The sequence below is a fragment of the Pseudomonas sp. 14A genome (assembly GCF_018132745.1).
Taxonomy (GTDB): domain Bacteria; phylum Pseudomonadota; class Gammaproteobacteria; order Pseudomonadales; family Pseudomonadaceae; genus Aquipseudomonas; species Aquipseudomonas mercuritolerans.
Genome location: NZ_JAGRQJ010000003.1, coordinates 175,526 through 188,748, shown reverse-complemented (window position 1 = coordinate 188,748; position 13,223 = coordinate 175,526). Strand labels below are relative to the sequence as shown.

Here is a 13,223-nt window from a genome sequence, read left to right as displayed (position 1 = left end):
GGCCAGCCGCGTTGAATGAGTGGTGATGCAGGGCTTCAGAGCAGCACCACGTCATATTGTTCCTGGGAATACATGGTTTCCACCTGGAAGCGTATGGTGCGGCCGATAAAGCCTTCAAGCTCGGCGACGTTACCGGACTCTTCATCGAGCAGACGATCGACTACTTTCTGGTTGGCCAGCACCCGATAACCCTCGGCCTGATAGGCCCGCGCCTCGCGCAGAATCTCGCGGAAGATCTCGTAACAGATGGTTTCGGCGGTTTTCAGTTTGCCGCGTCCCTGGCAACTGCTGCACGGTTCGCACAGTACCTGCTCAAGGCTTTCGCGGGTGCGCTTGCGGGTCATCTGCACCAGGCCCAACTCGGTGATGCCGATGATGTTGGTCTTCGCGTGATCGCGCTCCAGCTGTTTCTCCAGAGTGCGCAGGACCTGACGCTGGTGCTCTTCATCTTCCATGTCGATGAAGTCGATGATAATGATCCCGCCAAGATTGCGCAGGCGCATCTGCCGGGCAATCGCCGTGGCCGCTTCGAGATTGGTCTTGAAAATGGTTTCTTCGAGGTTGCGATGACCGACGAACGCCCCGGTGTTGACGTCAATGGTGGTCATGGCTTCCGCCGGATCGATCACCAGATACCCCCCGGACTTCAGCGGCACCTTGCGCTCCAGCGCGCGCTGGATTTCGTCTTCGACACCGTACAGATCGAAGATCGGCCGCTCGCCCGGATAGTGTTCCAGACGATCGGCGATTTCCGGCATCAGTTCGGCGACGAATTGCGTGGTTTTCTGGAAGGTTTCCCGCGAGTCGATGCGGATCTTCTCGATTTTCGGATTGACCAGATCACGCAGGGTGCGCAGGGCCAGGCCGAGGTCTTCGTAGATCACGCTCGGCGCGGCGATGGTCTTGATCTGCTCGTTGATCTGGTCCCAGAGGCGCCGCAGGTAACGGATGTCCATCAAGATTTCATCAGCGCCCGCGCCTTCAGCGGCTGTGCGCAGAATGAAACCGCCGGCTTCCTTGATGCCTTCTTTGGCTACGCAATCGCTGACCACCTGCTTGAGGCGCTCGCGCTCGGCTTCGTCTTCGATCTTCAGGGAAATGCCGACATGGGCGGTGCGCGGCATGTACACCAGATAACGCGAAGGAATCGACAGTTGCGTGGTCAGGCGTGCGCCTTTGGAGCCGATCGGGTCTTTGGTGACTTGCACCACCAGGCTCTGACCTTCGTGGACCAGCGAACTGATGCTTTCCACCGCCGGGCCTTCGCGCAGGGAGATTTCGGCGGCGTGAATGAAAGCTGCACGATCGAGGCCGATGTCGACAAATGCCGCCTGCATGCCCGGCAGTACACGAACGATCTTGCCTTTATAGATGTTGCCGACGATCCCGCGCTTCTGCGTGCGCTCGACGTGGACTTCTTGCAGCACACCGTTTTCGACCACCGCCACGCGCGACTCCATCGGCGTGATGTTGATCAGAATCTCTTCACTCATGGCAGGATCTCGTTCAGGCATGTTCACGATAGTGGCCGCATCTGGATTCGTACGACGCTCAGGGCGTGTTCAGGTTTTGCCAACAGGGTATGCCGAAATGGCCCAACACCTCGCAGGTTTCGCACAGCGGCAGGCCGACCACCGCCGAATAGCTGCCGTCGAGCCCGGCGACAAACACCGCCCCCAGGCCCTGAATGCCATAGCCGCCGGCCTTGTCGCGCGGTTCGCCACTGGCCCAGTAGGCGCCGGCCTCTTCGCGGCTGATGCTGCGAAAACGCACGCGACTGCGCACCACCCGCGACTCGCAGCGCTCACCTTCAAGCACGGCGATGGCGGTCAGCACTTCGTGTTCGTTGCCGGACAACATCATCAGCATGGCGCATGCATCGGCTTCGTCCACCGGTTTGCCAAGTATTTTGCCGTCGAGTACCACAGCGGTGTCGGCGCCAAGCACGCAGAACGGCTGGTCAGAGACGACCGAGCGGCGCCCGGCCTCAGCCTTGCCACGCGCGAGGCGCTCGACATAGGCCGATGGGGATTCTTCAGAAAGCGGGGTTTCGTCGATGTCCGCGCTGATGGCGGAGAAATGCACGCCGATCTGCGTGAGCAATTCACGGCGCCGCGGTGAGCCGGAGGCGAGGTAAAGCAGTTTCATCAAAACATCTCCCTGTTCAGTGCCCTGCTTCACCGGCTCAATAAATTCTGTAGCGTCGGCACATCCCGCGAAGGGCGAAGCTGACCCACGGCCAGAGCAAGGCGCTGACCAGCGCCGGCAGGACCAGCGCCAGGGTTGGCTGACGGTTGCCGGTCAGAGCGCTGAGCCACAGTTGCGCCAATTGTGCGAGGCCGAAGATCACCAGGATCACCAGACACTGCTGCCACATCGGGAACATGCGCAGACGCTGCTGCAACGACAACACGAGGAAGGTAATCAGGGTCAGGATCAGCGCGTTCTGCCCGAGCAGGTCGCCCTGCAGGACATCTTCGGCCAGCCCCAGACAGAACGCCGTGACCATGCCGACCGTGTGCGGCATGTACAGCGCCCAAAACGTCACGAGCAAGGCCAGCCACAGAGGGCGAAGGATTTCCATGAAGATTGGCAACGGCGATACGCTGAGCAGGATGCCGACGAAGAACGTCAGCCAGATCATCCAGCCGTTTGCGGATTTTTTCGCGCCGACCATTATTCTCGTCCCCCGGTAGTCGCTGGCGGTTTTGCCGGTGGTTTGCTCGCGGCCGGCGGTTTGGCAGCGGCCGGAGCGGCAGCGGGCGGCTTGCTCGCGGCGGGCTTGGCAGGCGTGGTGGCAGGCGCCGCTGCTTCAGCGGCCGGCGCTGCGGCAGCGGTCGACGGCGTGGCAGGCATGATCAACGGTTTCGGCACGCTGGCCGGCAACATCGGGCCGCCGCCGTGGGCATCGAGCTGTTCCTGGGCCTGGGCGGCGTCATTGGCGCGTTCCTCGGCGGTGCGGCTATCGCTGAACACCAGCAGCAGGTAGCGGCTGCGGTTCAGGGCGGCGGTAGGTACCGCACGGACAATGGCGAACGGTTGGCCGGAGTCGTGGATGACTTCTTTTACCGTCGCCACCGGATAACCGGCCGGGAATCGCTGGCCAAGACCGGAGCTGACCAGCAGATCGCCTTCCTTGATGTCCGCCGTGTCGGCGACATGACGCAATTCCAGGCGTTCCGGGTTGCCGGTGCCGCTGGCAATCGCGCGCAGACCGTTACGGTTCACCTGCACGGGAATGCTGTGAGTGGTGTCGGTCAGCAGCAGGACACGCGAGGTGTAAGGCATCAATTCGACCACCTGGCCCATCAGCCCGCGCGCATCGAGCACCGGTTGACCGAGCACCACGCCGTCGCGCTCACCTTTGTTGATGATGATGCGATGGGTGAAGGGGTTGGGGTCCATGCCGATCAACTCGGCCACTTCGACCTTTTCATTGACCAATGCGGAGGAATTGAGCAACTCGCGCAGCCGAACGTTCTGCTCGGTCAGGGCCGCGAGCTTTTGCATGCGTCCCTGCAACAGCAGGTTTTCGGTCTTGAGTTTTTCGTTTTCGGCGACGAGCTCGGTGCGGCTGCCGAACTGACTGGCGACCCCTTCCCACAAGCGGCCGGGCAGGTCCGTGATCCAGTAGGCATCCATGAGCACCAGCGACGCTTGCTTGCGCGCGGGCTTGAGCAGGTCGAAACGTGCATCGACCACCATCAGTGCGACCGCAAGCACGGCCAGCACCAACAGGCGCACGCCCAACGAAGGGCCTTTGGTGAAAAGCGGTTTAATAAGCCGCTCCTCCCAGGCAAATGTTCTGTTTATTCATACGGCATCAAACCGGCCTGGATGAAGACTGACAGAAGATAAACGCCAACAGGCAGCACTGCAAAGTGCTGCCTGTGCGTTCACCCACGTATTGCATTCGAAGCTTATTCGCTCGAAAGCAGATCCATGGTGTGCTTATCCATCATTTCCAGCGCACGGCCACCGCCGCGAGCAACGCAAGTCAGCGGATCTTCGGCAACGATCACCGGCAGACCGGTTTCCTGGGCCAGCAACTTGTCGAGGTCACGCAGCAGCGCGCCACCACCGGTCAGCACCAGGCCGCGCTCGGCGATGTCGGAAGCCAGTTCCGGCGGCGATTGCTCCAGCGCGCTTTTCACCGCCTGAACGATGGTGGCCAGCGACTCTTGCAGAGCCTCGAGCACTTCGTTGGAGTTCAGGGTGAATGCGCGTGGAACGCCTTCGGCCAGGTTGCGACCGCGAACATCGACTTCGCGCACTTCGCCGCCCGGGTAGGCAGTACCGATTTCCTGCTTGATGCGCTCGGCGGTGGATTCACCGATCAGGCTGCCGTAGTTGCGGCGCACGTAGGTGATGATCGCTTCGTCGAAACGGTCGCCGCCGACACGTACGGATTCGGCGTAAACCACACCGTTGAGGGAGATCAGGGCGATTTCAGTGGTACCACCGCCGATGTCCACGACCATCGAACCGCGCGCTTCTTCAACCGGCAGGCCGGCACCGATCGCAGCAGCCATCGGCTCTTCGATCAGAAACACTTCACGGGCACCGGCGCCAAGGGCCGATTCACGGATGGCGCGACGCTCAACCTGGGTGGACTTGCATGGAACGCAGATCAGCACACGAGGGCTGGGCTGCAGGAAACTGTTTTCGTGAACCTTGTTGATAAAGTACTGCAGCATCTTTTCGCAGACGCTGAAGTCGGCGATCACGCCGTCCTTCATCGGACGAATGGCGGCAATGTTGCCCGGCGTACGGCCGAGCATGCGCTTGGCCTCGGTGCCGACAGCGACGACACTTTTCTGGTTACCGTGTGTCCGAATGGCCACAACCGATGGCTCATTCAGGACGATACCGCGCTCGCGCACGTAAATAAGGGTGTTGGCAGTGCCCAGGTCAATGGAAAGATCGCTGGAAAACATGCCACGCAGTTTCTTGAACATGGGAAAGGGACCCTAGGCAACGCGTGGGTAAAAAAGTGCGGCAAACTCTAACAACGACAGGGATTTTGGGCAAGGCGCCAATATGTTAAATTGGCCGCTTTTCTGTGCACCAAGCCCCACAATCGCGGCCTTATGACCGTAGAAGTGCGGTAGTGTTCCGACAATCTAACACACGGACGCCGTCCGTTCTGTTTTCCACTGGAGAATCCCGATGGCGCTAGAACGCTCCGACGTGGAAAAAATCGCGCACCTGGCCTGCCTTGGCCTCAACGATGCCGATCTTCCGCACATTACTTCCGCCCTCAACAGCATTCTCGGGCTGGTCGACGAAATGCAGGCCGTTGATACCGACGGTATCGAGCCGCTGGCCCACCCCCTGGAAGCCAGTCAGCGCCTGCGCGCCGACGTGGTGACCGAGACGAATAATCGCGAGGCCTACCAGTCCATCGCACCAGCGGTCGAAAACGGCCTGTATCTGGTTCCGAAAGTCATCGACTAAAGGGAAAGAGCCTGCAATGCATCAAATGACTCTGGCCGAGATCGCCCGCGGTCTCGCCGATAAAAAGTTTTCTTCCGAAGAGCTGACCAAAGTCCTGCTGGCGCGTATTACCCAGCTCGACCCGCAGCTCAACAGTTTCATCAGCCTCACCGAGGATCTGGCCATCGAGCAGGCGAAAGCCGCCGATGCACGCCGGGCCAACGGTGAGAGCGGCGCCCTGCTCGGCGCGCCGATCGCCCACAAGGATCTGTTCTGCACCCAGGGCATCCGCACCAGTTGCGGCTCGAGGATGCTCGACAACTTCAAGGCTCCCTACGACGCCACCGTGGTCGCGAAACTGGCCGCTGCCGGCGCTGTGACTCTGGGCAAGACCAACATGGACGAATTCGCCATGGGTTCGGCCAACGAGTCGAGCTGGTACGGCGCAGTGAAAAACCCGTGGAATCTGGAACACGTACCGGGCGGTTCGTCCGGCGGCTCGGCGGCGGCGGTTGCTGCTCGTTTGTTGCCAGCGGCCACGGCCACCGACACCGGCGGTTCGATCCGTCAGCCGGCGGCGTTCACCAACCTCACCGGCCTGAAGCCGACCTACGGTCGCGTTTCGCGCTGGGGCATGATTGCCTACGCTTCCAGCCTCGATCAGGGCGGCCCGTTGGCGCGCACGGCCGAAGACTGCGCGATCCTGCTGCAAGGCATGGCCGGCTTCGACCCGAACGATTCCACCAGCATCGATGAGCCGGTTCCGGATTACTCCGCCAGCCTCGGCGAGTCGCTGCAAGGGCTGCGCATCGGCGTGCCGAAGGAATACTTCAGCGCCGGTCTCGACCCGCGCATTGCCGAGCTGATCCAGAACAGCATCCAGCAGTTGCAGAAGCTCGGTGCGGTGATCAAGGAAATCAGCCTGCCGAACATGCAGCACGCGATCCCGGCTTATTACGTGATCGCCCCGGCAGAGGCCTCCTCGAACCTGTCGCGTTTCGACGGCGTGCGTTTCGGCCATCGCTGCGAGAACCCGGAAAACCTCATCGATCTGTACAAGCGTTCCCGTGGCGAAGGCTTCGGCGCGGAAGTGCAGCGCCGGATCATGGTCGGTGCCTACGCGCTGTCCGCCGGTTACTACGATGCCTACTACCTGAAAGCGCAGAAGATCCGTCGTCTGGTGAAGAACGATTTCATGGCTGCGTTCAATGAAGTCGACATCATCCTCGGCCCGACCACGCCAAACCCGGCGTGGAAACTCGGCGCGAAGAACAGCGACCCGGTCGCTGCCTATCTGGAAGACGTCTACACCATCACCGCCAACCTCGCCGGCCTGCCGGGCCTGTCGATGCCGGCCGGTTTTGTCGACGGTCTGCCGGTGGGCGTGCAGTTGCTCGCGCCGTATTTCCAGGAAGGCCGCCTGTTGAACGTTGCCCACCAGTATCAGCTCAACACTGACTGGCACACCCGCACCCCAACCGGCTTCTGAGGAGACACACATGCAATGGGAAGTCGTGATCGGGCTGGAGATTCACACTCAGCTCACCACCCGGTCGAAAATCTTTTCCGGTAGTTCCACCACGTTCGGTTCCGAACCGAACACCCAGGCCAGCCTGATCGATCTGGGCATGCCCGGCGTGCTGCCGGTGCTCAACCAGGAAGCGGTGCGCATGGCGGTGATGTTCGGTCTGGCGATTGACGCCGAGATCGGCCAGCACAACGTGTTCGCCCGCAAGAACTACTTCTACCCGGATCTGCCGAAGGGCTACCAGATCAGCCAGATGGAATTGCCGATCGTTGGCAAGGGTCACCTGGACATCGCCCTGGAAGACGGCACGGTCAAACGCGTCGGCATCACCCGTGCGCACCTGGAAGAAGACGCCGGCAAGAGCCTGCACGAAGAATTCAACGGTGCCACCGGCATCGACCTGAACCGTGCCGGCACGCCGCTGCTGGAAATCGTCTCCGAGCCGGACATGCGCAGCGCCAAGGAAGCCGTGGCTTACGTCAAGGCGATCCACGCGCTGGTGCGCTACCTGGGTATCTGCGACGGCAACATGGCCGAAGGCTCGCTGCGTTGCGACTGCAACGTCTCGGTGCGCCCGAAAGGCCAGGTCGAGTTCGGCACTCGCTGCGAGATCAAGAACGTCAACTCGTTCCGTTTCATCGAGAAGGCGATCAACTCGGAAATCCAGCGCCAGATCGAGCTGATCGAAGATGGCGGCAAGGTCATCCAGCAGACTCGCCTGTACGACCCGAACAAGGACGAGACCCGTCCGATGCGTTCGAAAGAGGAAGCCAACGACTACCGTTACTTCCCCGATCCGGACTTGCTGCCTGTGGTCATCGAAGAGTCGTTCCTCGGTGAAGTGCGTGCCACCCTGCCGGAACTGCCACCGCAAAAGCGCGAACGCTTCCAGAGCCAGTTCGGTCTGTCGGCTTACGATGCCAACGTGCTGGCCACCAGCCGTGAACAGGCGGACTACTTCGAGAAAGTCGCGGCCATCGGTGGCGACGCGAAACTGGCGGCGAACTGGGTGATGGTCGAGTTGGGCAGCCTGCTCAACAAGCAGGGCCTGGACATCGAAGACTCGCCAGTCTCCGCCGAGCAGCTGGGCGGCATGCTGCAGCGCATCAAAGACAACACCATCTCCGGCAAGATCGCCAAGGTAGTGTTCGAAGCGATGGCCGACGGCGAAGGCGGTGCTGACGAGATCATCGAGAAGCGCGGCCTCAAGCAAGTCACCGACACCGGCGCGATCTCGGCCGTGCTCGACGAAATGCTCGCGGCCAACGCCGAACAGGTCGAACAGTACCGCGCGGCAGACGAAGCCAAACGCGGCAAGATGTTCGGCTTCTTCGTCGGCCAGGCCATGAAAGCCTCGAAAGGCAAGGCCAACCCGCAGCAGGTGAACGAACTGCTGAAAAGCAAGCTCGAAGGCTGACCACCAATGGAGCCGGATGCAAAGCCTGGCTCCATCCCCTGTGGGATTGATCTTCTGTGGCAGAAGATCAGTCCCACATTTGTATTCGGGAAACCTTGAATGAAGCGTCTGTTGCTGAGCAGCGCCCTGCTCTCTCTGCTGGCCGGTTGCGCCAGTACCGACACCGTCGACCCGCACGGTTACGACCAGACCGGCGTCGCCTCCTATTATGGAGCCAAACATCACGGTAAACGCACCGCCAGCGGCGAAGCGTTCAACCAGCATTCCCTGACCGCCGCCCACCGCCAGTTGCCGTTCGGCACGCGGGTGAAGGTCACCAACCTGAAAAATGATGAATCAGTCGTGGTCCGCATCAATGACCGTGGCCCGCACACCCGTGGCCGACTCATCGATCTGTCTCGCGAGGCCGCCGACGAGATCGGCATGCTGCGCAGCGGCACCGCACGGGTACGCGTGCAGGCCCTCGACTGATGGAGCGCCGACCATTTTCGGACTAGCCGATCTGCCGCTGATCAACGTCATCGAATTGTTCAGTGGCCTGTGTCTTTTGATCATCGGCGCCGAGCTGATGGTGCGCGCCGCCGTGCGTCTGGCCGAACGTCTGCATGTGCGCCCGCTGATCATCGGCCTGACCATCGTCGCCCTCGGCAGCAGCGCGCCGCAGATGACCGTGAGCCTGCAAGCGGCGCTGACCGACAACCCGGACATCGCCGTCGGCAGCGTGGTCGGCAGCGGCATCTTCAACATCCTCGTCACCCTTGGCCTCTCGGCACTAATCATTCCGCTGCGCGTGTCGCGGCAACTGGCGCGCCTGGATATCCCGCTGATGATCGGCGCCAGCCTGCTGGTATTCATCCTCGCCTGGAATAAAGATCTCGGGCGTTTCGACGGCGTCCTGCTGCTCGGGGCGTTGGCGCTGTACCTTGGCTTGTTGTTCCGCCAGTCGCGACACTCGACCCGCCCCCATACAGAGCGACCCACCGAGACGCAGCAATCCTGGCTGATCAGTGTGCTGATGATTCTCGCTGGCCTGGCCATGCTGGTGTTCGCCGGGCGTTTGCTGCTCGGCGCCGCCGTGGTCGTGGCCACCGACTTGGGCCTGTCGGAACGGGTCATCGGTCTGACCGTGGTCGCGGTCGGCACTTCGCTGCCGGAGCTGGCGACTTCGCTGATCGCTGCGTTGCGCGGCCAGCGCGACATTGCCGTGGGCAACGTGATCGGCGCCAACCTGTTCAACCTGCTCGGGGTGCTGGGGCTGACGGCGCTGCTCGCACCGACGCCGCTTTCCGTATCGCCCAACGCACTGGATTTCGACTTGCCGGTGATGCTCGGCGTTGCTGCGCTGTGCTTGCCGGTGTTCTATTCCGGCTATCGCGTCACCCGGGCCGAAGGCTTGCTGCTGCTCGGTTTGTATCTGGTCTACGGGCTGCACGTGGTGTCGTTCACCACTGGTATGCCGCTGGCCGGCAAACTCGAGCGCTTGATGCTGTTTTATGTCCTGCCGGCGCTGCTGACGTTTCTGCTGTTCACGTCGATCCGCGCCTGGCGTCGCCAACACCACAAGAGAGATGTGCCATGAGCGAGTCGAAGCAGTCCGGGGTTGAAATCCGTCGTCAGGTCATGGGCGATGCGTTCGTTGATCGCGCCCTGGGCAACGCCACCGAGTTCACCCAGCCGTTGCAGGATTTCGTCAATGAACACGCCTGGGGTGGGGTGTGGAATCGTGAGGGGCTGCCGCTGAAAACCCGCAGCCTGATCACCCTCGCCGCGCTGACCGCGTTGAAGTGTCCGCAGGAGTTGAAAGGCCATGTGCGCGGTGCGCTGAACAACGGCTGCACGGTGGAAGAGATTCGCGAAGCGCTGCTGCATTGCGCGGTGTATGCCGGCGTACCGGCGGCGATCGATGCGTTTCGCGCGGCGCAGGAAGTGATCGATACCTACCAGAAACCGCAGTGACCGCCTTCGCGAGCAGGCTCGCTCCCACATTTGCAATGCGCTTCCCTGTGGGAGCGAGCCTGCTCGCGAAGAGGCCCTGGCAGACAATGCGAATCCTTGCTCAGATCCACCCACCCCACTGCAACACAAAGATCCCGACATTGGTGGTAATCGCCGCCATCAAGGTGGTCATCACGATGATCGCCGCTGCCAGCTCATGATTGCCCTGCGCTGCCCGGGCCATGACGAAACTCGCCGCTGCCGTCGGGCTGCCGAAGTACAGAAAAAGAATCCCCAGTTCCGCCCCGCGAAAGCCCCACAGCCACGCGCCCACGGTTGCCAGTAACGGCAGACCGACCATCTTCACCAGACTGGAACTGAGCGCCATCTTGCCGCTCTTGCGCAACGCCGCCAGCGACAGCGTGCCGCCGATACAGATCAGCGCCAGCGGCAAAGTGGTCTGCGCCAGATACTGGCCGGAGGTTTCCAGCCAGCCCGGCAGTCCGATCTTGAAATAGGCAAACGGCGCCGCCGAAATCACACTGATGATCAGCGGGTTGCTGAACACGCTTTTGCAGATGCTCCACGGATCGGACTTGATCACCGGGCTGTACACCGCCAGTACGATGGTGGAGAGCGTGTTGTAGAACAAGATCACCAGCGCCGCGAGAATTGCCCCGAGGGAAATGCCGTAATCGCCGTACATGCTCGCGGCGAGTGCAAGGCCGATCACGCCGTTGTTGCCACGAAACGCGCCCTGGGTGTAGATGCCGCGATCTTCCCGCGGACATTTGAAAATCGCCCAGCCCCAGGCCACGGCGAAACTCACCAGGGTCGCGAGGGAAAAGTAGATGAGCAGCGAGGGTTGCAGCGCGGCGTGCAGGTCGGCGTGGAGAATGCCGAGAAACAGCAGCGCCGGCATGGTCACGTTGAACACCAGCGACGAGGCGGTGTGGATGAAGTTGTCGTTGATCCAGTCGATGCGCTTGAGCAGCACACCGAGAAACAGCATGGCAAACACCGGCGCGGTGATGTTCAGGGTTTCAAGAAAGATTGCCAGCATGCCGGAGAGCCTTGGGTGAGCGTCGATAGGGGGCTAATGATAAGCCACTTTCACCCTGATCGTTCCCACGCTCTGCGTGGGAATGCAGCCCCGGGACGCTCTGCGTCCCAAAGCGTGACGCGGAGCGTCACATGAGGCATTCCCACGCAGAGCGTGGGAACGATCACAGGCACCGCAAGTCCTTCGGCGTCTGGCAGATCGCATTCGCGAGCAGGCTCGCTCCCACATTTGCAATGCATATCCCTGTGGGAGCGAGCCTGCTCGCGAAGAACGATGACGCGGTCTCAGGTAATCGGCGCCGGGTTGAACAGGGTGATGTCGTTATGCAGCTTGTGCTTTTCCGCCCAGGTCTGTTGCTTGCCACTGGCAACATCCAGGTAATAGTGAAACAACTCCCAGCCGAGTTCTTCGATGGTCGCGCGCCCGGTAGCAATGCGGCCGGCGTCGATGTCGATCAGGTCCGGCCAGCGCTGCGCCAGTTCAGTCCGCGTCGATACCTTGACCACCGGCGCCATGGCCAGCCCATAAGGCGTGCCGCGACCGGTGGTGAACACGTGCAGGTTCATCCCCGCCGCCAGTTGCAACGTACCGCAGACAAAATCGCTGGCCGGCGTCGCGCAGAAAATCAGGCCCTTGTGCTTGAAACGCTCGCCCGGGCCGAGCACGCCATTGATCGCGCTGCTGCCGGACTTGACGATCGAGCCCAAGGACTTCTCGACAATGTTCGACAACCCGCCCTTCTTGTTGCCCGGCGTGGTGTTGGCGCTGCGATCGGCTTCGCCCTTGGCCAGGTAACGGTCGTACCAGTCCATCTCGCGTACCAGCTCTTCGGCGACGGTTTGCGTTTGCGCCCGTGAGGTCAGCAGGTAGATCGCATCGCGCACTTCGGTGACTTCGGAAAACATCACCGTCGCCCCCGCGCGCAACAGCAAGTCCGAGGCATAACCCAGCGCCGGGTTGGCGGTGATGCCGGAGAACGCGTCGCTGCCGCCGCACTGCATACCGAGGATCAGCTCGGAGGCCGGCACGGTTTCGCGGCGGCGCTGGTCGAGTTTCTTCAAGCGCACTTCGGCCAGTTCCATGATCTGTTCGATCATTTCGGTGAAGCCGTGACTGGAATCCTGCAAGCGGTACAGCCATGGATCGCTGAGATCCACCGAGGCATCGTCCTCGTGCATCACCTGCCCGGCCTGCAATTTCTCGCAGCCCAGACCGATCACCAGCGCCTCGCCACCCAGGTTCGGGTTGCGCGCCAGATTGCGCACGGTACGAATCGGGATGTAGGCGTCGGTGGCGGTGATCGCCACACCGCAGCCATAGCTGTGGGTCAGCGCCACCACGTCATCGACGTGCGGGTACTTCGGCAGTAGCTCTTCCTTGATGCGCTTGACCGCGTGATCGAGCACACCGGTGACGCACTGCACGGTCGTAGTGATGCCGAGAATGTTGCGCGTGCCAACGGTGCCGTCGGCGTTGCGATAGCCCTCGAACGTGAAGCCTTCCAGCGGTGCCTGCGCATCCGGCACCTCGGTGGACAGCGGCAAGCTGTCCAGCGGTGGCGCGGTGGGCATGCGCAGTTGATCTTCCTTGACCCAACTGCCACGGCGAATCGGCTGCAAGGCGTAGCCAATGATCTGCCCGTAACGAATCACCGGGCCGCCTTCGGGAATATCCTCCAGGGTGACCTTGTGGCTCTGCGGGACGAAATCCACGGTGACCAGGCCATCGGCAAACTCGGTACCGGCCGGTACGCCCTGATCGTTGACCACCACTACAACGTTGTCCCGCTCGTGCAGGCGGATGTAGCGCGGCGAGTCGGAATGTTCAATCAACTGCATGACGCC

Annotated in this window: 13 protein-coding genes; 6 read left to right on the top strand and 7 right to left on the bottom strand. The window is 61.7% G+C overall.

Annotation, left to right across the window (positions count from 1 at the left end; genetic code table 11):
- Positions 1-35: 35 nt before the first annotated feature.
- From rng to mreB, 5 genes are all read right to left on the bottom strand, one after another.
- Positions 36-1,493, bottom strand: coding sequence for a ribonuclease G (rng, locus tag PS14A_RS03485; RefSeq protein WP_016771696.1), 1,458 nt, complete (start codon positions 1,491-1,493; stop codon positions 36-38).
- Positions 1,494-1,551: 58 nt separating this feature from the next.
- Positions 1,552-2,148 (bottom strand): Maf family protein, encoded by a 597-nt coding sequence (locus PS14A_RS03480; protein WP_212615318.1) that lies wholly within the window; start codon positions 2,146-2,148, stop codon positions 1,552-1,554.
- A gap of 37 nt (positions 2,149-2,185) precedes the next feature.
- The gene (gene mreD, locus PS14A_RS03475; protein ID WP_042608773.1) at positions 2,186-2,677 is read right to left on the bottom strand and encodes a rod shape-determining protein MreD; all 492 of its coding nucleotides are present in this window, start codon (positions 2,675-2,677) and stop codon (positions 2,186-2,188) included.
- Positions 2,677-3,780, bottom strand: a complete 1,104-nt coding sequence (mreC, locus tag PS14A_RS03470; protein WP_130911321.1) for a rod shape-determining protein MreC — start codon at positions 3,778-3,780, stop codon at positions 2,677-2,679. Before mreC ends, mreD begins: the two co-directional genes overlap by 1 nt.
- A gap of 140 nt (positions 3,781-3,920) precedes the next feature.
- Positions 3,921-4,958, bottom strand: coding sequence for a rod shape-determining protein MreB (gene mreB / locus PS14A_RS03465; RefSeq protein WP_002555108.1), 1,038 nt, complete (start codon positions 4,956-4,958; stop codon positions 3,921-3,923).
- Positions 4,959-5,169: 211 nt separating this feature from the next.
- Here mreB and gatC point away from each other — a divergent pair, with 211 nt between their 5' ends.
- From gatC to PS14A_RS03435, 6 genes are all read left to right on the top strand, one after another.
- A complete protein-coding gene (gene gatC / locus PS14A_RS03460; RefSeq protein ID WP_024011606.1) occupies positions 5,170-5,457 on the top strand; it encodes an Asp-tRNA(Asn)/Glu-tRNA(Gln) amidotransferase subunit GatC in 288 nt (95 codons plus the stop codon).
- Positions 5,458-5,473: 16 nt separating this feature from the next.
- On the top strand, positions 5,474-6,925 hold the full coding sequence (gatA, locus tag PS14A_RS03455) for an Asp-tRNA(Asn)/Glu-tRNA(Gln) amidotransferase subunit GatA (protein WP_137215504.1): 1,452 nt from the start codon (positions 5,474-5,476) through the stop codon (positions 6,923-6,925).
- Between the two features lie 10 nt (positions 6,926-6,935).
- Positions 6,936-8,381 carry an Asp-tRNA(Asn)/Glu-tRNA(Gln) amidotransferase subunit GatB gene (gene gatB / locus PS14A_RS03450; RefSeq protein ID WP_212615317.1) on the top strand — a complete coding sequence of 482 codons (1,446 nt, stop codon included), beginning with the start codon at positions 6,936-6,938 and terminating at the stop codon, positions 8,379-8,381.
- A gap of 99 nt (positions 8,382-8,480) precedes the next feature.
- Entirely contained in the window at positions 8,481-8,852 is a 372-nt protein-coding gene (locus PS14A_RS03445; RefSeq protein WP_212615316.1) for a septal ring lytic transglycosylase RlpA family protein, read from the top strand.
- A 31-nt stretch (positions 8,853-8,883) separates the two neighbouring features.
- Positions 8,884-9,960: a calcium/sodium antiporter gene (locus tag PS14A_RS03440; RefSeq protein ID WP_212615623.1), complete on the top strand. Its 1,077-nt coding sequence runs from the start codon at positions 8,884-8,886 to the stop codon at positions 9,958-9,960.
- Positions 9,957-10,337 (top strand): carboxymuconolactone decarboxylase family protein, encoded by a 381-nt coding sequence (locus PS14A_RS03435; RefSeq protein WP_137215505.1) that lies wholly within the window; start codon positions 9,957-9,959, stop codon positions 10,335-10,337. Before PS14A_RS03440 ends, PS14A_RS03435 begins: the two co-directional genes overlap by 4 nt.
- Before the next feature lie 100 nt (positions 10,338-10,437).
- On the opposite strand, the gene PS14A_RS03430 is transcribed toward PS14A_RS03435, so the two are convergent.
- Together PS14A_RS03430 and garD are read right to left on the bottom strand one after the other, a co-directional pair.
- The gene (locus PS14A_RS03430; RefSeq protein ID WP_016770674.1) at positions 10,438-11,379 is read right to left on the bottom strand and encodes an AEC family transporter; all 942 of its coding nucleotides are present in this window, start codon (positions 11,377-11,379) and stop codon (positions 10,438-10,440) included.
- A gap of 284 nt (positions 11,380-11,663) precedes the next feature.
- On the bottom strand, positions 11,664-13,217 hold the full coding sequence (gene garD / locus PS14A_RS03425) for a galactarate dehydratase (protein WP_212615315.1): 1,554 nt from the start codon (positions 13,215-13,217) through the stop codon (positions 11,664-11,666).
- Positions 13,218-13,223: the final 6 nt, after the last annotated feature.